Below are 22,739 nucleotides of genomic sequence, written 5' to 3' on the forward strand. Positions count from 1 at the left end.
GCCTCCAGAGTGACATTGCTCGCAGCAGGATAACATCGGATTTTGACAGATTAGCAGAGCTGACAGCCACTGCTGTCGTCATCTGACAGTCATAAAGCTCAATTAGCATCAGCCAGATTCGGTAAAGTTGAACAAGGACAACCCGGCATGATGCAAAAAAACACCCTTTCTGTCGCTGTAATGGTGCTCTCAACCGCCGTGCTGACAGCCTGTCAGTCAGAGACAGCGGACAATAAAACCAGCGCGCCTGAAGCAGCCCCCCTGCATCAGCAGTTACTGGCTGCATTGCAGGCAGAGGGTGGGGTCAAGGGTGATCGCATCGCCGGTGTCAGTCCGGTTCATACAGTTTTTAACCCGGAAGCACCGATTCCTCCGCAGTGTTACACCCGGACAGAAGGCACCTACAACCCCTGTTATGTCTGCCATCAGGATGCGGTTAAAGAGCGTGAGAACCAGATGCAGGACGGTGAACAGCAGCTGGCTTATAACTTTTCCGAAGTGGGTGTGATCAACCACTGGCAGAACCTGTTTGAAGACCGTTCGGCGCAGGTGGCGGCTATCAGTGATGCTGAGATCAAAACCTGGGTTAATCAGGATAACTACAGCGCGCTGAAAGGGCGGCTCGAAGCGGCTGAGTTTAAAGGCTGGATTCCTGACCTTGCCAACCTGCAGCGCGGTGCTGCGGCGTTTGATGAATTTGGATTTGCACTGGATGGCAGTGGCTGGGTGGCGTTTAACTACAAGCCTTTCCCAAGCACCTTCTGGCCGACCAATGGCTCGACTGATGATGTGATGATCCGTCTGTCTGAACCCTACCGTACCGATGCCGAAGGCCAGCCCTCACTGGATGTATACCGGGCCAATCTGGCGCTGGTAGAAGCCAACATCAAAGGCCTTGAGCGGATCTCTTCGTTACCCATTGATGAGCAGAAACTCGGGGCTGATCTGAACGGTGATAATCAGCTCAGTGTTGTCACCGAAGTGCTGGCCAGCATTGGTTATCAGGGTGCGGCGAAAGGCTATTTCAAAGACACCTACCTGTATCCGGAAGGCACCGAGTTTTTGCACACCGTGCGTTATCTGGGCATGACCGACAGCGGTGAGATTACCGTATCCAGCCGCATGAAAGAGGTGCGTTATCTGAAAAAATGGGTCGGCATGCGCAAGGAAACCTATGCGCGGGAATATGAAAGTGAGATTTACGAAAAAGATCTGGGCCACCTGCCGCAGTACAAGAGTGTCGGTGACCACGGTCTGGATAATGATTTTGGCTGGTCGGTACAGGGCTTTATTGAAGATGTGAACGGTGACCTGCGTGTCTCCACCTATGAAGAAAACCTGTTCTGCATGGGGTGTCATGCTTCTATCGGTGCCACCATTGATAAAACCTTTGGTTTCCCGCGCAAGGTAGACGGTGCTGCAGGCTGGGGTTACATCAACCTGAAAGGGATGCCGGATGCACCCAATATGGGTGAGCTGAAAGGCGAGATCCTGACCTATCTGGAACGGGTCGGCGGCGGTGGTGAGTTCCGCAGCAATCCGGAGATGCAGGCCCGCTGGTTCGATGCCTCTGGCACTCAGGTGGATCAGGCCAAGTTTGCTAGAGCCAAGGATGTCTATGATCTGATCATGCCCTCTATCCCCCGGGCACTGGAGCTGAACAAGGCCTACAAAGTGATCGTGCATGAGCAGGACTTCATGTATGGCCGCGATGCCACCGTGTTGCCGCCCAATAACGTGTTCGACAAGATCGACATGGATACCGCGCCAACCCTGCCGGAAGAGAAATTCTACCGCTGGGATATTCGTCTGGACTGGAATGCCACCCGTCAGCAACAGCTGGTACAGGGCCAGTAATGGCCCTGTATATGACGGCTGTGTGAATTCTTTAAGACGTCTTTTTTCCGTCAACGCACAGTCACAAATGCCATGCATGATGCACATGCGCTGTTCGATTCCCCCCGCTGGCGCGGTTGATTGTTGAGAGACATATACACGGAGAAGTCAGATGAAAAAAATGAACTATGCTGTCAGCCTGATCGCACTGGCTGTAGCTCAGGCCGCCACGGCTGGTACTGCACCTTATTTCACACCCCTGACCGCTTCTGCGGTGGTGGGTGACGCTAATGATCAGAATGAGCTGCAGGCGCCTTTCATCGCCCCTGAAGGTCTGCAGTTCAAAAACCTGAACAGCCTGCATGAAGTGGAAACCTACGTTAATCAGTCGGTACAGCGTGTACCGGGTCTGGGTTCCGGCGCTTCTATGTTTGACATGCTGGCCTACTCAAACGACGGCAAACATATCTTTATCCCACACGAAACTCAGGTGGGTGCCGGTGTTTCCCGTTATGACATCGAAAACGACGTAACAGAGCTGCTGTTTGCTGGCGACCTGAAAGGTGCCGAAGGCGACTGGAGCTTTGACTTTGGTGCTTTCGACCCTGCGCGTATCACGCCAAACGGTACCCTGTGGCTGGCTGAAGAGTGGTCCGGCATGGGCCGTGTGGTTGAGATTCTGGACCCGATGGCAGAAGCGCCACTGAATCCACAAGCAGACATGCGCGGTAACTGGCGTGTACTGACCTCAATCCCACGTGTATCGCACGAGGGTATTGGTTTCTCCAAAACAGAAGACAACAAAACTGTCTACTTTGTTGATGAAGATAACTCCGGCTCTATCTACAAAATCGTCCTGAATGTACCGGGTGATTATGTTGCCGGCGGTCAGGTATTTGTCCTGAAGGTTGATGCCTTTGACGGTGATGCTGCAGAGCGTTGGGACCGTGCACCGAATGTTGGCCTGACCCGTACCGGTCATGCGACCTGGGTTGCTATCACTGATGAAAACGGTAATGACCTGCCAGACGTTACCAACCCGTTTGATAACTCTGAAACCAGCCATAACCGCCCGGGTCGTGTAGCAGCGGATGACGTTGAGGGTACACCGTTTGGCCGTCCGGAAGACGTTGAAGTGGGTACACTGGCCTCCGGCAATGAAGTGCTGTACTTCACCGCGACGTCTGAACAGGCTGTTTATTCTGTTGAAATGCTGCCAGGTGGCGATGCCATCGTACGTGAGTTCGCCAGTGAAGCGAACACGCCTAAAAACGCTGGTTTTGAGCCAACCACCGGCCGTCTGAACTCACCGGATAACCTGGCGCAGGACGCTCTGGGTAACATCTACATCATTGAAGATGCGCCAAACAGCAGCAGCACCGGTGGTGATACCTGGTTTGCCCGCGATCTGGATAACGACGGTGTGGCTGAGTCTCTGGACCACTTCCTGAGCCTGCGTGTACGCGGTTCTGAAGCGACCGGCATGGTGTTCAACCCGGTTAAACCAACCGAGTTTGCCATCTCTGTACAGCACCCGGCCTCTACTGATCTGGACGCAGTGCCAGGCGGTTTTGGTGATGCGGTATGGGAAGTCAGACTGAAAAACAACGGTCTGGACAAAAACTTTGTTAAGGCCCTGAAAGACACCAAAAAGCCTAACTAAGTCGGTTTAGCCTGACTGTCCAAAATCGGGGACAATGCTGCGACTCTACCCGCAGTGCTGTCTCCGATTTTTCTTTTAACCCGCTCAGGGTTGCCACTGATATTCCCGCAGACGTATCCGACCTTGCTCTACCTGTACCCCTTCAGCCCGTAATCGCTGTGACTGCTCGATAAACGCCGGGGTTAAGTCCGCAAAACTGATCCTCCCCTGCGCATTGATCACCCGGTGCCACGGCAGTTGGCTGTCTTCTGGCAGACGACTCAGACAGCGACCGACCGCGCGCGCCTGTTTTGGGAAGCCCGCCAGCGCTGCAATCTGGCCATAGGTCGCCACCCGTCCGGCAGGGATCAGGCTGACGATCTGCCAGATCGCCTGTTGCATCGCTTCTATTTGCATAAGGTCCGGTGGGGTCCAAGGTAGAGGTGCTGATACCAGAGTAAAATGGTAGGGTATCCATAACAATGTTTGAACACGATGATTATGCACACTCTGGACACCCTGTCATTTGACAACAGCTATACCGAACTGCCGTCTCACTTTTACCAGCGGGTCATGCCTACGCCACTGAAGTCTCCGTTTCTGATCAGTCTCAATACCGAGGTAGCCAAGTGGCTGTCGCTGGACCCCTGCAGTCTGACACCGGAGCGGCTGGCAGAGGTGTTTGGTGGTCATGCTGTTTTGCCCGGCTCAGACCCGATCGCCATGAAATACACCGGGCATCAGTTTGGTGTCTATAACCCGGACCTCGGCGATGGCCGTGGTCTGCTTCTGGGTGAGGTCATCAACGATCAGGGGCAGCGGTTGGACCTGCATCTGAAAGGGGCGGGTAAAACCCCGTTTTCACGTTTTGCTGATGGCCGTGCGGTGTTGCGCTCCAGCATCCGTGAATATCTGGTCAGTGAAGCGATGCATGGCTTGGGTATTCCTACCACCCGGGCGCTCTGTCTGGTGGGCAGTGAAGAGCTGGCGATGCGTGATGGGCGGATGGAGCCCTGCGCTACCGTGCTCAGGGTCACGCCCTGTCATATACGTTTTGGTCACTTTGAATATTTCTATTACAGCCGCCGCCATGATGATCTGAAGGTTCTCGCGGATTACTGTCTGGAACGTTATTTCCCTGACTGTCTGCAGCAGGACAACCCCTATCTGGCCATGTTCAAAGAGGTCACTGCCCGTACCGCTAAACTGGTGGCGCAGTGGCAGGGCTACGGTTTTGTGCATGCGGTGCTGAACACCGACAATATGTCGCTGATTGGTGAAAGTTTTGATTATGGTCCGTATAGCTTTATGGACCACTACAAACCCGACACCATCAGTAATCAGAACGACCACAAAGGCCGTTATGCCTTTGCCCAGCAGCCCGCTGTGGTGCAGTGGAATCTGGCCTGTCTGGCGCAGACGCTGCTGACGCTGGTGGATAAAGATGCGCTGGTGGCGGTACTGGACAGTTATCCGGCTCAGTATGAACAGGCGTTTCTTGATCTGATGCGCAAACGGCTGGGTCTGCTCACGGCAGAGGAGAGCGATAGCCAACTGGTTGAAGACCTGGTGCAGCTCTTCACCCAACAGGCGGTGGATATGAACCGTTTCTTCCGTCGCCTGAATGCATTTGATGGTAGTGAAACCAGCCTGACAAAACTGATGGAACTGTTGCAGCATCCGGCAGCACTGAACGACTGGCTGCTGCGCTATGAGCAGCGACTGACCCGTCAGCCGCAAAGTCATGCGGAACGGGCCGAACAGATGAACCGAGTAAACCCTGAGTTTATTCTGCGCAACTATATGGCGCAGGAAGCGATCAGTGCCGCCACAGAGGGCGATTTTAGACTGGTGAATGATCTGTTGAGTCTGCTGCGTAACCCGTCAGAACCGAATAAACAGTACGCTTATTATGCCGAAAGCCCACCGGATTGGGCCGGTGCTATCTGCCTGACCTGCTCCTCCTGAGGGCAGGTCAATGCATACGGTGGGGTTGCAGGTGCAGGGCGATCACCTGACTTCCCAGCGTGACAACCTTACCGGTATAACGCTCATCTCCGGTGGATGAAAATTCAAAATTGTAAGAACGCCAGAAGCGGATTCGGCCTTGCTCATCCCGTTTTAGCCACAGTCCTCTGAGACTGATGCTGTCATCCAGAAACTGAAGGTCCAGCTCCTTACAATGGGCGCGTGTATGGCGCAGAGCGATCTCTTTAACCTGCTGTGACTGCCACCAGTGCAGAATCACTAAACCCATCAGTGTGAGCCAGAAAAGCGCATTCAGATCAATATACATAGGTCTGTTTTTATAACCGGTGATTGTTTATGCTGGACGGCAGTATGCCATCGCAACGCCGCGAGGGGTATATCGTCCAGTTAGGTTTTGGCGGAGAGTACTGCATGACTGCGTTTTTGGGGTTTATCAACAATAACTGGTTGAACCTGCTGGCGCTGCTTTGGTTTCTCTGCTGCTTTAAGGGTTATCTGGCCTACGCCCGAAAGCGCAGTTATGACACCCCCTGTCTGGCAAGCTTGCTGCATATGTATCGCCATGAGTGGATGCTGCGCATGCTGACCCGTGAGGTGCGCATTGCTGATACCACCGCCATTGCCAATCTGGAACGTGGCGTCTCCTTTTTTGCCTCCACCACCATGCTGATTCTGGCAGGCCTGATGACCATTCTCGGCTCTACCCAAAAAGCGATTGATGTGGTGGCAGACCTGCCGTTTGTATTTCCCGCTACCCGTGCCGAATGGGAGCTGAAAGTGGTGGTGCTGATCGTGCTATTCATCTATGCCTTCTTTAAATTCACCTGGAGCCTGCGCCAGTATGGCTTTGTCTCCATTATGGTGGGGGGGGCTCCGTTGCCGAAAGAAGGGGTGAGTGAAGAGGAGGCCAACGCCCATGCCGGACGTATCGCCAAGATGACCTCAATGGCGGCCAATAACTTTAATATTGGCCTGCGCAGTTACTATTTTGCCATCGCCGTGCTGGGCTGGTTTATTAACCCCTGGGTGTTTATGGCCCTGACCAGTGGTGTGGTGTTTATCCTCTATCGGCGTGAGTTTAAGTCTTCCACCCTGAAAACTCTGATGATGAGTCAGGGCAGATTCTGATTTTTTACGCTTGAAATTTCAGGCCCCGACCTTATATCGACACTATCTGTGCGGCTGCCCAACAAAGGGTCGCCATGTAACAACAACCATAGCAAAAATGGATAGTGTTGATGACCACCGAAACCCGTACCGAAACCCATGGTTTTCAGACCGAAGTGAAGCAGCTGCTTCACTTGATGATTCATTCCCTGTACTCCAACAAGGATATCTTCCTGCGTGAGCTGATCTCCAACGCGTCAGATGCGGCTGAGAAACTGCGTTTTCAGGCCCTGTCGAATGGCGATCTGTACGAAAACGATGGCGATCTGAAGATCCGCATCAGCTTTGATGAAAAAGCAAAAACACTCACCATCGACGACAACGGTATTGGCATGAGCCGTGACGAAGTGATTGAGCATCTGGGCACCATCGCCAAGTCAGGTACCGCCCAGTTCCTGAATCAGCTGACCGGTGACCAGTCTAAAGACAGCCAGTTGATCGGTCAGTTTGGTGTGGGCTTTTACTCTTCCTTTATCGTTGCCAAAAAAGTCGATGTCTATACCCGTAAGGCAGGTCTGGGCGTGGCTGAAGGTGTGCACTGGAGTTCTGAAGGCGAGGGCGAATTCAGCATTGCTGATATCGAAAAAGCTGGCCGTGGTACCACCATTGTGCTGCACCTGAAAAATGAAGAAACCCAGTTTGCCAACGGCTACACCCTGCGCTCACTGGTACGCAAATACTCTGACCATATCGCCATTCCGGTGACGATGCAGAAGCAGCCAGTGCCCGACTATGACGATGAAGGCAATGTGAAAGAGCCTGATCCGAATGCCGTTTTGGAAGATGAAACTGTTAACTCCGCCACCGCACTGTGGACCCGTAACAAGTCCGATGTGACCGATGAGGAGTATCAGGAGTTTTACAAACACCTCTCCCACGATTTCAACGATGCGATTACCTGGGCCCACAACCAGGTGGAAGGTACGCAGGAGTACACCAGCCTGCTGTATGTACCGGGCAAAGCGCCGTATGACCTGTGGAACCGTGAAGCACCACGTGGTCTGAAACTGTACATCCAGCGCGTATTTATCATGGATCAGGCGGACCAGTTCCTGCCGCTGTACCTGCGCTTTATCAAGGGTGTGATCGACTCCAAAGACCTGTCCCTGAACGTGTCCCGTGAGATCCTGCAGAAAGACGCCAACGTCGATAAACTGCGCACCGCGCTGACCAAACGTGTACTGGATATGCTGGGCAAACTGGCCAAGAAGGGTGGTGAAAAATACCAGAGCTTCTGGCAGGAGTTTGGTCAGGTTCTGAAAGAAGGTCCGGCGGAAGATTACAGCAACCGCGACAAGATCCTGAAGCTGATGCGGTTTGCTTCTACTCAGACCGGCAATGCCGAGCAGACCGTTGGGCTGGATGATTACATCAGCCGGATGCAGGAAGGTCAGGACAAGATCTACTTCCTTGTGTCCGACAGCTACAACGCCGCCAAGAGCAGCCCGCACCTGGAGATCTTCCGTAAGAAAGGCATTGAAGTACTGCTGCTGACCGACCGTATCGATGACTGGATGATGAGTCAGGTGCACGAATACGACGGCAAGCAGTTCCGCGATATCACTAAGGGTGAGCTGGATCTGGATAAAACCGATTCAGAAGAGGAAAAACAGGCCCGTGAAGAGACTGAAAAAGAGCTGTCTTCACTGGTTGAACGCCTCAACACCACCCTGAAAGACAAAGTGTCTGGCGTACGTCTGACCCACCGTCTGACCGATTCACCCGCCTGTCTGGTTCTGGGTGAGTTCGATATGGGTCTGCAGATGCGCCAGATCATGGAAGCAGCCGGTCAGAAAGTACCGGACAGCAAACCAACCTTTGAGATCAACCCGGAACACCCGCTGATCCAGAAACTGGACCACGAAGCAGACGAAGACCGTTTTGCGGATCTGGCAGCCGTGCTGTTTGATCAGGCGGGTCTGGCAGCCGGTGGCCAACTGGATGATCCGGCGGCGTATGTAAGTCGGTTGAATAAGTTGTTGCTGGAGTTGAGTGCATAACAGGTTTTTCCGGTAATGGTTTACCGGTGAAAACTGACGGTTAGAGGAAAGGGCGATGGCTTGGGCTGTCGCCTTTTTTTGTTTGGGTTTCGCCCTAAGGGGCGAGTTAAGAGAGGGCGGCTGCGCCCTCTCTTAACAATCTCTCCGCAGCCCCGCCCCTTGCCGGCTACGCCGGTACCCTGCGTAACTCGCCAAAAGCGGGACGGCCAGAACTCGCTTCGCTCAGACAGGCTGGCCGCCTGATCCGCTTTCGGCTCCGTTACTCGGCTGCGGTGAAGGGGTAATTATCCGTGCCATATTCAGATACTTGAAAGATGCAAATGGATTAGCAATTGGCACCAAAACCCCTTTTGCGCAGCCGAGTACTGGAAGTAACCAGCGAGAAAAGGGCGGAACTGTCTGAGGCCAAAGGCCGAGTTTTTCGCCCGCGCTGGTTACTGAAGCACGCAGGGAAGTCGCGAAGCGACCCAGCAGTGGGGCGGTTTTAGATTGTTAAGACCTTTGGGCGCCCAAAGGTCTTAACCCGCCCTAAGGCGGAAGGTTAGAAGTAGAGTATTTGTCGCTTCTGGAAACAGAAGAAGAATTAGTTCACTATCAAAACATTAAGGATATGAGGTTGTTGATTTTTACCTGCAACCTTTGAACTCAAATCTACATGCGCGTTTTCAACGGAGGAGAATGGCTGTGATGTATTGTTTTTTAATTTAATACAGCAACTTAGATCTCCCTTTCAGGTTTTTAACCTGCGTCAAAATACGAATGTATATAATCTAAATGTATCTCTACTTGGAGCCATTGTGCGATACGATCAATTATCTGACGATTTAAGAAACGCGTCCTTTGAATTCTTCTATTGGTATTCTCGGTTCGAATTTGTTCTTAAAGAAAATGGGTTCCTTAAATATGAGGAACTTGATGCAAAGGCAGAACCAAGCTGGAAAAAATTCAGAGAGAAATACGAAGAAGAATATAGAGCTTCAAAAGAAGAAAATTTGCTAGTTAAGTTACACCCAAAAAGGCAAGTTGTGTCCGCCTCTAACCAATTAGATTGGAAGCCGGTTGGGATCAGTCATTGTAATAGTGACCTTTGTTGTGTAATCACAATGCTTTCCACTATCAGAAATAACCTGTTTCATGGTGGCAAGCACGGAGACATGGAAGTCGATGATATAGACAGGAATATATCGCTTCTGTCTTTTGGCAAGCAGGTCTTAGATCAGCTTGCTGAGCAATTTGGCTATGAGGCTGACTATAAGCGGTACTATTAAAGTGGCAATAAGCCTAGCCAGTTAACAAAATTCCGGTATTCTTCAATTTGTCATCACTAGGAAAGTTAGGTTTACGCAAAGGATTTGAGTGAGGAACATATATGGACGTTTTACCAATTCATGTTTTTAAGCACAGCTTCAAACCCATTCTAAATTTACTGAAAGAGAATGGAATTCAGTATCAAATGCGCGAAATTCGAGCTGGTGAAATCATAGCCTCTGCAGGTGTTATCGAGATAATCCTAAACGCAACCATGTGGGTTTCATTAGCATCAGTAATCATTGCATTCATCAAAGCCAAAAATGGTCGTGAAGTGATGATCACGACAAAAGACAACAAAATCATTCATGCTAAGGGTCTGGACTCAAAACAACTGCAAGCTGTTCTTGAACAGGCTAAAGATATAAAAGCTATAGATACAGGCAAAGAGCGAGAAACATAACAATTCATGTAAATATTATCCTCTAGACTCAGAGCTCCGTAAGCTTCGGTTGTTCTGACCTGTTAATTAGGTGTTATCTAAATTCGTTATGGATCTTGAATCAGTCTTTATAGAGTATTTTCTGAAAATTTTGGGAGTCTAAACTATTGCCGAGGCTTGAATTAATGGGTGGCACAGATAGATATTTAATTCAGCACCAAAATTTCTGCTAGTTACTTATGACCCCAAAACAAATCGGCCACGCCTACGACACCATCACCCATCTTTGGCAGCGTGACGACTTCAATCGGAACAATGGCATTGAAGCGCATCAGCGGGCGCTGGCCTTTGTGACAAACAGAGGTAAGGCACTCGATGTGGGTTGTGGTTGTACCGGTCGGTTTATCGATCTTCTGCTGGGTGAAGGATTTACGCCGGAGGGGGTGGATATCTCTGGTGAGATGATTCGGCTTGCACGGCAGCGTCATCCGCAGGTGGTGTTTCATCAGCAGGATATCTGCGCGTGGGACATGACAGAGACCTATGATTTTATCACTGCCTGGGACAGTCTCTGGCATATTCCTCTGGATCAGCAGGAAGCCGTGTTAACCAAACTGGTGGCCAGTCTGAATCCGGGCGGGGTGCTTATTTTTTCGTTTGGCGGGACGGAAACGGCAGATGAGCATTGTGATGCCACCATGGGGCCGGAGGTGTATTACTCGACACTGGGCACGCATGGTTTTCTGGAATGTTTGATCCGGCAGGGCTGTCTCTGTAGGCATCTGGAATTCGATCAGTATCCGGAACTGCACGCCTATCTGATTGTGCAAAAATCTCAAGGTTGATCAGGTTTCTATTCACACGCTTTGTGTTATCTTCCTGCATCCGCTTCTGGGACGACCCTGAAGTTTAATTTGGCTGGCCGGGACGACCCTGCACCAGGTGTTTTTATGAGCTGGTTAATTCTTTTCTGTGCGGGTTTGATGGAAGTGGTGTGGGCTGTAGGGCTTAAATACACCGAAGGCTTCTCTAAACCTGTTCCCTCTTTGATCACCATCGCTGCCATGGTTGCCAGTGTTTATCTGCTGAGTATTGCCATGCGTAGTTTGCCTCTGGGTGTGGCCTACGCGGTCTGGGTGGGCGTGGGTATGCTGGGTGCCGTGATTATGGGCATTTTGCTGTATCAGGAATCGCTCTCGCTGATTAAAGGCATTAGTCTGGTATTAATGGTGGTGGGCATTATCGGGCTGAAATGGTCTGCCACGCAGTAATCCTGCTTTTGGGTTCTGGGTATTGGGTTTGTCGGCTGTTGCAACTAAATGGCGTTTGCGCTGACAAAGGCATTCGATGCTTTTAACAGACCTTCTCTAACCGTTGCTGATGTTGCTATGAACCGCCCTGAATACCTGCCGCTTGATTGCGTGCCACCCGCTGAGTATCTGCCGATGTTAAACAAGGGCAGGGTACGACAGCATCTGATTAATCATCCATTGTTTGATGAAGCTGCCGTATCGGCGTGGCTTGCAGCCAAACGGGAGGTGGATGCCACGCCCGGCTGTAAGGTCCGGGCGATTCAGGTTAACGGACAGTTGGCGGGCTGGTGCGGTCTTCAGTTGGAACAGGGCCAGTATGAAATTGCCGTGGTGCTGGACGATGCTTGCTGGGGGCTGGGGCGACAGGTGTTTGCCGAAGTGATGAGTTGGGCCAGGGCGTTTGGCCATCAGACTGTCTATATCCACTTTCTGCACACCCGCCCCGAGTACCGGTTTCTGCGCAAGATTGCCCGGCAGGTAACCACCAGTGAAATGATGGGCAACCGGTTCACCACCTATGAGTTGACCGTTGATTAAGTACCTTGCGCTTAATTGCTCAGCACAATCTGCCGCTGCAGAACGTCCAGCCACTCCGGCTTTACAGGCAGCAGAAAGTGGTCTGTCAGTGCGGTTGCCAGCGCGTCTGTATCCGGTAGTATTGTTTGCACCGGGTCAGCTCCGCGTTTGCGCAGCGTAAGACGGTTATTGAGCAGGGTGTAACGTGTATCTCCGGTGGTTCTGGCAGCCATCAGGTTATGGCGAAACTTTGAATCCGGGTGTGCCGAGGTATACCAGTTGGCCACTTCGATATCGATTGGGTGCAGCGGATCCAGACTCAGGTGATACATCGGCATCCACTGATCCTTCAGTTGTACCTCCAGCATGTAACCATAACCGTGTTCGGACAGCCGGTAGGCTGCATGTGCGGTCTGCTGTTCCAGACCCGTAATAAACTGCAGCGGTGTATTTAACACCATACCGCCAAACCCCACGTCGACCAGCCAGGGCATGCCGTCAATCTCGGTGCGCAAAACCATATGGGTTTTGGGGCCTGCCGGAGCGCCGACCGGCTGCTGCCATACCACGCGTGCCATCAGTGGCTCAACGGTAAAGCCGATCTGCCGCAACACAGCCATCAGCAGGTTGTTTTGTTCAAAGCAGTAGCCGCCACGCTGGCGGTTGATCAGTTTGTTGCCAATCTGGTCCAGTGTCAGATGTATGGTTTCATCCAGCAGTACGTCAATGTTTTCAAACGGGATACGGGCAGGATGCAGATGATGCAGAGCCTGCAGGGTAGGCAGATCGGCACGGGGTGAGCCGGTAAAGCCGATGCGCTGGAAGTAGTCCTGTAATTTGATCATAAGTCAGTCCCGGTTAATCAGTACGATGCCGGCAATCAATGCCAGTACGCCAGACAGGCGCTCTATAGTAATCGGTTTGATGGGTAACTCGAACCATCCGAAGTGGCTGGAGACGATGGCGACCAGTAATTGACCGGTCAGGGCGTAACTCATCATGGGGCCGACGCCCATTTTGGGAATCAGCGCATAAAACAGCCCAACGCCCAGCGCTGCCAGAGCGCCGCCTGAAAACCAGAGATAACCCGGTACTGCGCCAGCCTGGCGCCAGGGCAGTTGGGGTGTGGTCAAGGCGGTTGCCAGTACTATCACGCTGCAACTGACGCCAAAGGCAATGGCCGTGGCCCACAGCGAGCTGTGCAGGAGTACCCCAAGTCGCGCATTCATGCTGGCCTGCGTGGCAATCGCCGCTCCGGCAAGCAGAGCCAGCAGACCCGGCAGGCTCATGCGGGTACCCTCATCACCAGTTCTTCCATGCCGAGCCGTACTTTGGGTTGGCTGGCGTAGTCGTCATGGGGGTGGCGGAAGCCAAGCGTAACGGTGGCAAGGGTGGTCAGTCCGTGCGGTTCCAGCTCCAGCAGACGGTCATACTGCTCGGGAATGATGCCGGTCATCGGGCAGGTGTCAATTTGCAGCAGGGCAGCAGAGGTAAGCAAGTTCCCCAGTGCGAGGAATGTCTGATCCCGAATCCATTGTTGGCGTTGTTCAGTGTTGGGCTGATCAACCAGCACCAGCTGATAGTGTTGCTGCATCCCCTGATGTGCCGCTTCGTCCAGTTGGCGCGCTGCATGCAGACGTGTCATATGTTCCCGGATAAATTCGCTGCCGATATCACGGCAGGCAGCAAACACCAGCAGATGGGAGCTGTGCAGTACCTTTTGCTGATCATAGGAGTGCGTTACCAGCTCAGCACGCAGGGCCTGATCCTCAACGAGTAGCAACTTATAGGGCTGCAGCCCATAGGCAGAAGGTGACAGTCGGGTGGCCTCCAGCAGCGTATGCAGGCGCGTCTCCTCCAGAGTGTGATTGGAAAATTGCTTAACGGCGTAACGCCAGTTCAGGGCTTCAAGCAGGTGCATGGGTTTATCCTTATCGGTGTTGTCGATAAGGCGATGTTAGGGGCTACCGTGCAGGCAGGCATTTACATAGGTTGATTTCAGCGATTTTTTTTAATGCGGCTTAACTGGGTGGGGGTGATGCCCAGATGTGAGGCGATCAGATACTGGGGTAGTCGTTTGTGCAGGGTAGGATTTTCAGCGACAAAACGTTCATAACGCTGGCGGGCTTCTTCCTGAACCAGAGCCACTTCACGGGGTTCTTTGGACAACAACCAGTTTTTCTCCAGATACTGCACCTGAAACAGTGCCAGATCGTGATGTTGTTCCAGCAACTTACGGTAGGGTTGAAATGCGATTTCAATCACCACCGCCGGTTCCAGCGCTTCGACGCTAAATTCCGATGCCGTTCCGGTCAGTAGGGCGACCATGGAGCCTGGAAACGTCCCTTCATCAAAAAAGATTTTGTTGTATTCGTGACCTTTACAGTCGGTGATAAAACTGCGGAACAACCCCTTGAAAACAAACGCAAAGCTGGTGGGTGTTTTGCCGGCGGGATAGAGGAATTGTCCTTTGTCGAGGGTGCGACAGTGGCAGATAGTCTGCAGCTCAGCCCAGGTATCAGGATGCAGCGGATAATAAATATCCAGCGCGGATTTCAGTGCGGCAAAAGCGTGTTGGGTCGTGTCGGCGTTCATAAGGTGTCTGATCTGGCTGAGGGGATATCATAGCTGATTTTCAGCAGCATGCTGATTGGCCATATCAGCGGTACTCATTTTTCAGGCACGCCTTTTTATGGTCAAGCTCTACAGCCCGAATTGACGGGTGGCTACCACTGCCTGCCAGCAATGGTCAGCCACCCGTAACCCTTAGGTATTATTTGGCAAAGGGTTGGAACATCTCATCTAATGGCGTTTTGGCAATGTGATTGATGTAGTTGCTCATCACTTTCTGGGCCATGCCCAGCAAAATGCCGAGGATATGTTTCTGTTCGTAACCGGCGTCATAAAAGCGTTCCAGCACGGCGTCATCCACCTGACCACGTTCACGCAGGATCGCCAGCGTGGTGTCGTGCAGTACCTGTAGCTTGGGCGTTGGCATCGGGTCACCGTTACGCAGTGCGTCGTTCAGCGCCGGGGCAACACCCATGACCGAGGCGACCAGGCTATGGGCCGGTACGCAATAGGCACAGCCGTGTGCAACGTTGATGGTTTGCCAGATAACGGTGAGTTCTTCGGCGTTGAAGTCGGTTTGCTGGAACAGGCTGTGTAGCTGTTGATAGGCGTCGAGCGCGGCCGGCTCTTCGCCAAAAATGGCATGCAGATTGGGGAGTGAGCCGTAGTTTTTGATCGAATTTTCAAAAAACGGTTTAGAACCTTCCGGCGCGCTTTCCATGGTGTGAAGCCTGAATTCTTTCATCGTTTGTACCTGCTGTCTGATTAAAGGTAGTGAGTCTGATCTGTTTTTTGAACGATCGTTCAATTTAAGGCAGTATGGCTGGACGCATGAGAATGATCAAACTAAAATTGAACAAATGTTCAAAAAAGATTGAGTCATGGTTAATCAGGCGAAGTACGACAGAGATGCTGCGGTAGAGAAGGCCACCCACCTGTTCTGGGAGAAAGGTTTTCACGCTACCTCCATGCGTAATTTGCAGGACCATATCGACATGCGTCCCGGCAGTATTTACGCCGCGTTTGGCAGCAAGGAAGGGTTGTTTAAGCTCAGCCTGCAGGCCTATACCGATGCAACGCTGGCCAGTCTGCAAACCTGTATTCAGACTACCGACTCACCGCTGAAGGCCTTAAAGCAGTTTGTGACGGCGGCGGTTGAGGGCGGCCGTGATGCACCCAGTGAACTCTGTATGCTGGTGAAATCCGTGGCTGAACTGACAGACGCCAATGCGGACCTGCTGGATGCAGCGCGATGCCACCTGAAGCGTATCGAGGCGGCTTTTCAGGTCCTGCTTCAACAGGCCCAGGCTCAGGGTGAAATCAGCGCCGATATTGACCCGCAGCGCCTGGCACGTTTTCTTCAGGTGCAGTTGATTGGTCTGCGGGCCTATGCGCGGACACAAGCCGACGCAGCCTCTATCGCCCCGCTGATTGATGATGCGTTCAGTTGCTTGCGCTGATATTACTTAGTTTCTAACGCTGATCATTCTGGCTCTCTCGGGTTATCAAGCAACGCTATACTTTGGCGAAACAGACAGTAGCAGGTTACTTTTGTGCGTGTTGCTTTCAACCATCTGTCGCTTGGGCGTTGGGTCCGGTTATCCGTAGTACTGATGTTGGTATTGTTAACCGGTTGCGCCGTTCATCCCGGCCCTAATTCGCATCTTAAGCCCACCTGTTCTGACTTGCCGTTCAATAGTACCCAGTCTGTGTTGTCACCCGGTCCCGGATTCGTTTCAGTTGAATATGAGATCGAGCAGGGTGGTTATTGCACGGTCAATCTGCCCGCAGATAATTACACGCTGGGCGTTACGGTTCAGTGGTCTAATGGCTGGCGCGAATATATTGAGCTGGTAACGCACATGGACTTCAGATCTGAAACGTTGTACCGCATTCGGGCCTTGGAAACAGGGCATGAAAAGACATTGCTGCAGGATCTGAGTTTTAATTCCATGACTGAAACTCAGGGCGCGATTATGGGCGCAACCATTCTGCCGTTTGTGATTGTCGGGGCGATTGTGGCGTCTCCCATTTTAATCTTTATGTCGGATGAGGAGGAGGGACCCTATGCCAGACCGTCTGAAACCTGCTGCTTTGTCTGGCTGGAGAAGTTGCCCTCTGGTGATGTGATCGGTGGTCTGGCACCGGAGTAAACAGGGTTTAAGCCTCCTATATCAAGTATCTTGAAGTAAACCCCCGTAGATTCACGCTGCATCCCGATTAGCATATGGCGTAGACAGTAAATTAAACCTGTTCGGCCCCTGCATACCTGCCTTCTTTCGAGCCGGTCCCAAAGGCTCGTCTAACCGGGCCTGAAGTTACCCTTGCTGAATCCTCAGCCCTGACATAAGTTGTTATATAAATGTAAGTTTTTAAAACTAAAGGCACTCGCCTGGCAGGGGTATTGCGCATGGATTTCCAGAAATATAACCAGATACTGACCGATGTAAGTGATCAGACGGTCAGCGTATTGATGGAGCCCGGTACCTATATCCAGCTGGCGCTGGTGGTGTTGCTGTTTGGCCTGACCTATTTTGTGGCCAACCGTATTCGGCGGTTTGTGCCTCTGCTGGCGTCACTCCCTCCAGAACATCAGGCGGATCAGGACCCGGTCAGACGGGTGGCGGGGAAACTGGGAAATCTCATTTTTCCGCTGCTGACGGTGCTGGTACTCAGCCTGACGGCTGAAATCAGTGACCAGATGTTCGGTCAGGCCTGGATCTCCAATACTGCGCTGATTCTTTCCATGCTGCTGGTCTACAAAACCCTGATTCAGGACTTTGTTAAAAACGAATTCGTTGCGTTTGTGTTCCGCTGGGTGGGCCTGCCATTACTGTTTCTGCACATGGTTGAACTGCTGGGCCCGATTATTGAGATTCTGGAATCCATGCGGGTGACCATCGGTAACATTGAGATCTCCGCGTATGGCTTTTTACGGGTGGCGCTGTTTGGCTCAGTGTTGTTCTGGCTGGGGCGCGTCTCTAACAGCACTGGTCAGGAGATTATCCGGCGGCAGGATAAGCTGGATTTCCGTACCAAAGAGGTGGCCGCCAAAATGCTGCAGGTTGCCATTATCTTTGTGGTGTTCCTGCTGTTGTTGCAGGTGATGGGCATCAATCTGACGGCATTGGCGGTATTTGGCGGGGCTGTAGGTGTTGGTCTTGGGTTTGGCTTGCAGGCCATCGCCTCTAATTTCATCTCTGGCATTATCATCCTGCTGGACCGTTCTATCTCGGTAAATGATTTTATCGAACTTGAAGATGGCCGAACCGGCATAGTGCGTGAACTGACATTGCGCTCTACCACACTGGAAACCTTTGATGGCAAAGACATCATTGTGCCCAACGAAAAGTTTATGACGGAAAGCTTCAGCAACTGGACCCACAAGAACAAAAAACAACGTTACCGGGTCGATTTTTCGGTGGCCTACGATACCGACATTCGCAAACTGGTAGAGATCATCAAAGCCACAGTGGCGGAGCACCCGCAGGTGATCAGTGGTGACGATGTGCCGTTTGAGGAGCGACCCGATTGCGAGATCGACAGCTTTGGTGATTCCGGCGTGAATATGTTTGTTGAATTCTGGATGCAGGGCATCGATGACGGTAAAAACCGGGTGGGTGGCGACCTGTTACTGATGATCTTCGAGGCGATGCGTGAGCATGGCTTTGAAATCCCATTCCCGCAGCGAGAAGTGCGGATCCTCAACGAAAACTACGGTAAATAAGTCTTTTCTGCACAGACTGATCTCAGGTTGGTAGCTCGCCTGAGATCATCTGTACCCTTTTGCCCCGTATTTTTTCACCGCGGGAGGCTCACGTATTCCTTGGTTTATGCATCTTGGCGGCTGAGATTAAAGCAGTCCTTTATCCGTGTTAGCTAACTTGTTGATGCTGCATGGCATTCTTTTAATGTTTTTAAATTACATAAATTAAATCAAAGATTTCCCTTTACAGATAGGTAAATTAGGGTCCACTATTATTGCAGTGCAGCAATTTATTCTGAAGACGGATTATTGCGGCAACTAGAGCACATTTGTGAAGGCCGGGTTTTCTGATTCTCTAGCAGGCAAGGTGTACGGCACTTTCATCGAAGAGGGGGGAACGTCCATGTTTAATGGTCTTGATGAACTCGAAGATTTCGCCAGTCGGTTGGCGCCACCAACTCCGGAAGAGGCGGAAGCCGCCCGCCTGCGTGCAGCGCAAACCAAACAAAGCAATGTGGTAACGCCAATCCGTGCCAATGCGCCTAAGCAAACCACATTTAAAACCGCTGCCAAACTATCAACGCCCTGGATGGCGGCAGCCAAACCGGGCAAACCGGTATCCGCTGACCAGGTGGTGGAAAAGGCACTTTCAAAAGCCGCCGGTGAAACCCAGGACACCAATTCAATTCAAGGTGTATCCGCTTTTGTGGGTCCGCTGTTGCCACCTGACTGGAAACCCGAACCAACAGAGAGCACATTCGTAGCAGAGGTCATTGAGATTGCGCAACCTGCTACTGAAATCTCGACATCTATGGCAGAGCCCGTGACAGAAGCACCGGTGATAATCGATATGACCATCCCACCGGAGCCGGAAAAATCGTATCTGAAATACGTGCTGATGGCCTCAGGCCTGCTGATCGCAATGATGTCTGCAGTGCTGTTTTTCTGAGGGCTCAGTAATCCAAGCAGCGGCTGATAGTGGTCGGTTAGCCGCCGGCAATCTATGGGTTAAAGGTAGGCTATACCCTGGCTGGATCATGTTGCTAATCTAATACGAAAAAGTTACTAGACGACTGGTCTAGTTTGTTTTAATCTGCCGGCATGACATCCGATAAAACCCAGGCAAAATTCAACGATACCCGTCAGCGTGTGCTGGATGTGGCCCGTGTCATTATTCTTGGCAAGGGTTATGCCGCCGTGGGTCTGAATGAAATTCTCACTCAGGCCGTTGTGCCCAAGGGTTCGTTTTATCACTATTTCAAATCCAAAGACGACTTTGGCCGTGAGCTGTTGGAAGATTATTTCAGCGAGTATATGGTGATGCTGGAAGGTTATCTGGGTGATAAAAGCCTCAGCTCCAGTCAACGCCTGATGCGGTTTTTTGAATACTGGCTGACCTCTCAGTGCAGCGAATGCGCGGAAGAGAAGTGCCTAGTGGTCAAACTCAGTGCTGAAGTGACCGATCTGTCGGAACAGATGCGCATTGCCCTGCAGCAGGGGGTGGCAAAAGTGCTTCAGCGGTTAACGCTGTGCATTGCTGAAGCCATAAAAGACAATGAGATCAGGGCAGCGCAAAGTGCCGAGGTGCTGGCGCGGGAGCTGTATTACATGTGGCTGGGTGCCACCATGATCAGCAAACTGAATCGAAGTTCAGATGCACTGGATGCCGCAATGGCGGCAACCCGGACGCGTTTAGGGCTTTAACGGCTGTGTCAGACACAGCTATTTTTTTAACTCAAAAATAGACGACTGGTCTAATAAATAGACCCAGCCGGGGAGAATGCAGGTGGATAGCGATAACTCACAAAAAGCACTGTTTGAATCGGTGCATTTTGGTAAAAAATCACTGAATAACCGTTTTGTTATGGCACCTATGACACGTAACCGGTCACCTGAAGGTGTGCCGGGCGATGACGTGGCACGTTATTACCGCAGCCGTGCAGAGGGTGGTGTCGGCCTGATCATTACCGAAGGCACCTATGTGAATCATCCGGTGGCCAATGGCTATCCGAATGTGCCCGCATTTCACGGTGAAGCAGCACTGGCTGGCTGGAAAAAGGTCGTGGACGAAGTCCATGCTGCCGGTGGTCTGATCATTCCTCAGATCTGGCATTGTGGTAAAGAGCGTATGCCCGGTAACTGGCCGAATCCAGAACTCCCCAATGCAGGTCCGATGGATATTGAAGTGGACGGTGTGCTGGTTACCAAAGCGATGGATCAGCAGGACATTGATGCCGCTGTGCAGGCCTTTGCCCAGGCTGCGGCAGATGCTGAGCGTCTGGGTTTTGACGGCGTTGAAATCCACGGTGCGCACGGCTATCTGATTGATCAGTTCCTCTGGGAAGGCACCAATCAGCGTACCGATGGCTACGGTGGCTCCATTGAAAACCGTACCCGCTTTGCGGTGGAACTCGTCTCAGCGATCCGCGCAGCGGTCAGTGCCGATTTCCCGGTAGTGTTCCGCTTCTCCCAGTGGAAACTGGGCGACTACGATGCGCGCCTGGCGCACAATCCTGATGAGCTGGCCCGGGTGCTGAAGCCACTGGCCGACGCCGGGGTGGATTACTTCCACGCCAGTACCCGTCGCATGTGGGAACCGGAGTTTGAAGGCTACCCCTACAATCTGGCCACCTGGACCAAACAGGTCACCGGCAAACCCGTGATTACCGTAGGCAGTGTCGGTCTGGATAAAGAGTTCCGGGTCGGACACTTTACCCGCGAAGAAAACCCGGATGCCAAAAGCAAAGTGGATCTGCGTCAGCTAGAGCAGGGTGTACAGGCCGGCCTGTATGATCTGGTCGCCGTTGGCCGCGCCATTCTGGCGGACCCGCAGTGGACCAATAAAGTCCGCGATAACCGGTTGGATGAGATCACCCACTTTGATACCCGTGCACTGGATGAACTGGTGAGCTAAGTTTTAAACACAGTAAACCGAAAGGGCGAGGGTGAAAACTCTCGCCTTTTTTTATCGGTCAGTAAAATGTATTAATCCGACTCAGGTTGGCAGGATGCTGTGGATAACAAAACAAAGAATAATGTCAGCCTATACAGTATATTTTTTAAGCCTCAGCAGTGTGCTCGGATTGCTGCAGACGCATGCTCATTTACTGCTGGAATCAGTGCCTGAAATGGTTCAGTATCAAGACATTAGAGATTTTGGGTTGTGAGATACTGCGCACCGCCCTGCACACAAACACGCATGCTTATTTTCAACGGAGGAGAATGACTGTGATATCTGATTTATCCAATCAATACAGTGATTTATATCTCAACGCAGATTGTCTCTCTGAGCAAAAACGCGCATGCGCAGTATTACAATGTTATGTTTATTAAGAGCATGAAAAACTTGAAGATAAAAGTAAGCCATACCACATTAATGGTTATCGGTATGGCTACCTGGGTTTATGTAGGTCTTGATGTGCTGGAGTACTTTGATCTAAAGGAAGCAACAACTCGGGACATGACAACAATGCAAATTGTGGTCGTATGCTCAGCGATTTTTATAAGTTTTATCGGGGCATTGATGCTGACTAATCTAGTGAGCTATATCTTTATTGCAAAAGCCTTGAATGTACCTAGGCAGGCATTAGAGGAAGTTATCAAGGAAAGAGCCGAACACGATCCAAGAGAAAAAAATCATCTAGCACAGAGATTTTATGCTTGGTGTTTAGATATCGCATATGGAAAAACATAACCAAACGTTCAACGCGACGCAAAATACGCGCGCGCTATCTCAGCGTTATATGCTTGGGTGAAAAATGATGGAACATAATGAAATACATTGGCACGACTGTGAGTTGCTGTCGATGATTGAAGTACCGTCACAAGATGAATTGATATTAAGAGTTATGTACCCAGTAGATTGGGAAAATGACAAATATGAAGAAACTGATATTGTATTCAGCGGATTTTATTCTCTAAATATCAACGAAATTCCTTTTGAAGGTAATCCAACACTCTTAGGGCTAGAGTCTGTGGAAAGAGTAGATAGTGACTTATTCAAGTCGAGTTGGTTCAAGTACAACTTAAGTACAAATGCTGGTATTCGTGTGATCGAAGCCAAAAGTGTACACCTTAGAGGACGCATATAACAAAGCGTTTAAGAGCGATTCCGCAACACGTGCCAGTTTCGCTTTGCTCACAGTATGGCACGCATTACGTCACGCCTTAACGCGGCGTTATGTGGCCGAGTTACCCACGAAGAGTAGACACCTTCTATAGTTAGGTTTACGCCTGACGGGGAGGTGTAAGATGTCCAGGAAAAAGTATCAACACTATACCGAGGAATTCCGACGCGAAGCGGTCAATC

25 protein-coding genes are annotated in these 22,739 nt (G+C 51.4%); 18 read left to right on the forward strand and 7 right to left on the reverse strand.

Features of this window, described 5'->3' with window-relative positions; all coding sequences use genetic code 11:
- Positions 1-147 precede the first annotated feature (147 nt).
- Positions 148-1,857: a hypothetical protein gene (locus P2G53_RS13800; RefSeq protein WP_275818252.1), complete on the forward strand. Its 1,710-nt coding sequence runs from the start codon at positions 148-150 to the stop codon at positions 1,855-1,857.
- A 151-nt stretch (positions 1,858-2,008) separates the two neighbouring features.
- Positions 2,009-3,499 carry an alkaline phosphatase PhoX gene (locus tag P2G53_RS13805; protein WP_275818254.1) on the forward strand — a complete coding sequence of 497 codons (1,491 nt, stop codon included), beginning with the start codon at positions 2,009-2,011 and terminating at the stop codon, positions 3,497-3,499.
- 84 nt (positions 3,500-3,583) lie between these two features.
- Here P2G53_RS13805 and P2G53_RS13810 read toward each other — a convergent pair whose 3' ends face one another.
- The gene (locus P2G53_RS13810; protein ID WP_275818256.1) at positions 3,584-3,895 is read right to left on the reverse strand and encodes an MGMT family protein; all 312 of its coding nucleotides are present in this window, start codon (positions 3,893-3,895) and stop codon (positions 3,584-3,586) included.
- A gap of 78 nt (positions 3,896-3,973) precedes the next feature.
- Here P2G53_RS13810 and P2G53_RS13815 point away from each other — a divergent pair, with 78 nt between their 5' ends.
- Positions 3,974-5,446, forward strand: coding sequence for a protein adenylyltransferase SelO (locus P2G53_RS13815; RefSeq protein WP_275818258.1), 1,473 nt, complete (start codon positions 3,974-3,976; stop codon positions 5,444-5,446).
- Between the two features lie 7 nt (positions 5,447-5,453).
- On the opposite strand, the gene P2G53_RS13820 is transcribed toward P2G53_RS13815, so the two are convergent.
- Complete coding sequence (locus tag P2G53_RS13820) at positions 5,454-5,774, reverse strand: DUF3301 domain-containing protein (RefSeq protein WP_275818260.1); 321 nt, start codon at positions 5,772-5,774, stop codon at positions 5,454-5,456.
- A gap of 44 nt (positions 5,775-5,818) precedes the next feature.
- Here P2G53_RS13820 and P2G53_RS13825 point away from each other — a divergent pair, with 44 nt between their 5' ends.
- The 7 genes from P2G53_RS13825 (at position 5,819) to P2G53_RS13855 (ending at position 12,174) form a co-directional block, all read left to right on the forward strand.
- Complete coding sequence (locus P2G53_RS13825) at positions 5,819-6,595, forward strand: DUF599 family protein (protein WP_345799212.1); 777 nt, start codon at positions 5,819-5,821, stop codon at positions 6,593-6,595.
- Positions 6,596-6,705: 110 nt separating this feature from the next.
- A complete protein-coding gene (gene htpG, locus P2G53_RS13830) occupies positions 6,706-8,634 on the forward strand; it encodes a molecular chaperone HtpG (protein ID WP_275818262.1) in 1,929 nt (642 codons plus the stop codon).
- A gap of 797 nt (positions 8,635-9,431) precedes the next feature.
- Complete coding sequence (locus P2G53_RS13835; RefSeq protein WP_275818264.1) at positions 9,432-9,902, forward strand: hypothetical protein; 471 nt, start codon at positions 9,432-9,434, stop codon at positions 9,900-9,902.
- Positions 9,903-10,003: 101 nt separating this feature from the next.
- Positions 10,004-10,345 carry a hypothetical protein gene (locus P2G53_RS13840; RefSeq protein ID WP_275818266.1) on the forward strand — a complete coding sequence of 114 codons (342 nt, stop codon included), beginning with the start codon at positions 10,004-10,006 and terminating at the stop codon, positions 10,343-10,345.
- Between the two features lie 218 nt (positions 10,346-10,563).
- On the forward strand, positions 10,564-11,169 hold the full coding sequence (locus P2G53_RS13845) for a class I SAM-dependent methyltransferase (protein ID WP_275818267.1): 606 nt from the start codon (positions 10,564-10,566) through the stop codon (positions 11,167-11,169).
- A gap of 105 nt (positions 11,170-11,274) precedes the next feature.
- Entirely contained in the window at positions 11,275-11,595 is a 321-nt protein-coding gene (gene sugE, locus P2G53_RS13850; protein ID WP_275818269.1) for a quaternary ammonium compound efflux SMR transporter SugE, read from the forward strand.
- Positions 11,596-11,712: 117 nt separating this feature from the next.
- Complete coding sequence (locus P2G53_RS13855; RefSeq protein ID WP_275818271.1) at positions 11,713-12,174, forward strand: N-acetyltransferase; 462 nt, start codon at positions 11,713-11,715, stop codon at positions 12,172-12,174.
- Between the two features lie 11 nt (positions 12,175-12,185).
- Here the strand turns inward: P2G53_RS13855 and P2G53_RS13860 are convergent, their stop codons facing one another.
- The 5 genes from P2G53_RS13860 to P2G53_RS13880 all read right to left on the reverse strand — a co-directional run bounded on the left by P2G53_RS13860 (position 12,186) and on the right by P2G53_RS13880 (position 15,469).
- Entirely contained in the window at positions 12,186-12,998 is an 813-nt protein-coding gene (locus tag P2G53_RS13860; RefSeq protein WP_275818273.1) for an arylamine N-acetyltransferase, read from the reverse strand.
- A 3-nt stretch (positions 12,999-13,001) separates the two neighbouring features.
- Positions 13,002-13,442, reverse strand: coding sequence for a DMT family transporter (locus P2G53_RS13865; RefSeq protein ID WP_275818275.1), 441 nt, complete (start codon positions 13,440-13,442; stop codon positions 13,002-13,004).
- Entirely contained in the window at positions 13,439-14,074 is a 636-nt protein-coding gene (locus P2G53_RS13870) for an NAD(P)H-dependent oxidoreductase (protein ID WP_275818277.1), read from the reverse strand. The genes P2G53_RS13865 and P2G53_RS13870 overlap by 4 nt, the downstream gene beginning before the upstream one ends.
- A gap of 77 nt (positions 14,075-14,151) precedes the next feature.
- Positions 14,152-14,748: a Crp/Fnr family transcriptional regulator gene (locus P2G53_RS13875; protein ID WP_275818279.1), complete on the reverse strand. Its 597-nt coding sequence runs from the start codon at positions 14,746-14,748 to the stop codon at positions 14,152-14,154.
- 178 nt (positions 14,749-14,926) lie between these two features.
- Positions 14,927-15,469 (reverse strand): carboxymuconolactone decarboxylase family protein, encoded by a 543-nt coding sequence (locus tag P2G53_RS13880; protein ID WP_275818281.1) that lies wholly within the window; start codon positions 15,467-15,469, stop codon positions 14,927-14,929.
- Positions 15,470-15,605: 136 nt separating this feature from the next.
- Between P2G53_RS13880 and P2G53_RS13885 the strand changes: the two genes are divergently transcribed.
- The 8 genes from P2G53_RS13885 to P2G53_RS13920 all read left to right on the forward strand — a co-directional run bounded on the left by P2G53_RS13885 (position 15,606) and on the right by P2G53_RS13920 (position 22,521).
- On the forward strand, positions 15,606-16,184 hold the full coding sequence (locus P2G53_RS13885; RefSeq protein ID WP_275818282.1) for a TetR/AcrR family transcriptional regulator: 579 nt from the start codon (positions 15,606-15,608) through the stop codon (positions 16,182-16,184).
- 93 nt (positions 16,185-16,277) lie between these two features.
- Positions 16,278-16,877, forward strand: a complete 600-nt coding sequence (locus tag P2G53_RS13890) for a hypothetical protein (protein ID WP_275818284.1) — start codon at positions 16,278-16,280, stop codon at positions 16,875-16,877.
- Between the two features lie 257 nt (positions 16,878-17,134).
- A complete protein-coding gene (locus tag P2G53_RS13895) occupies positions 17,135-18,451 on the forward strand; it encodes a mechanosensitive ion channel domain-containing protein (RefSeq protein WP_275818286.1) in 1,317 nt (438 codons plus the stop codon).
- A gap of 382 nt (positions 18,452-18,833) precedes the next feature.
- A complete protein-coding gene (locus tag P2G53_RS13900; protein WP_275818288.1) occupies positions 18,834-19,379 on the forward strand; it encodes a hypothetical protein in 546 nt (181 codons plus the stop codon).
- A 152-nt stretch (positions 19,380-19,531) separates the two neighbouring features.
- Positions 19,532-20,134: a TetR/AcrR family transcriptional regulator gene (locus P2G53_RS13905; protein WP_275818289.1), complete on the forward strand. Its 603-nt coding sequence runs from the start codon at positions 19,532-19,534 to the stop codon at positions 20,132-20,134.
- Positions 20,135-20,216: 82 nt separating this feature from the next.
- A complete protein-coding gene (locus P2G53_RS13910) occupies positions 20,217-21,344 on the forward strand; it encodes an NADH:flavin oxidoreductase (RefSeq protein WP_275818291.1) in 1,128 nt (375 codons plus the stop codon).
- Positions 21,345-21,818: 474 nt separating this feature from the next.
- A complete protein-coding gene (locus P2G53_RS13915) occupies positions 21,819-22,124 on the forward strand; it encodes a hypothetical protein (RefSeq protein WP_275818293.1) in 306 nt (101 codons plus the stop codon).
- A gap of 67 nt (positions 22,125-22,191) precedes the next feature.
- Positions 22,192-22,521: a hypothetical protein gene (locus P2G53_RS13920; protein ID WP_275818295.1), complete on the forward strand. Its 330-nt coding sequence runs from the start codon at positions 22,192-22,194 to the stop codon at positions 22,519-22,521.
- Positions 22,522-22,739 lie beyond the last annotated feature (218 nt).

This window comes from Neptuniibacter sp. CAU 1671 (assembly GCF_029222905.1).
In the GTDB taxonomy this organism is placed as follows: Bacteria; Pseudomonadota; Gammaproteobacteria; order Pseudomonadales; family Balneatricaceae; genus Neptuniibacter.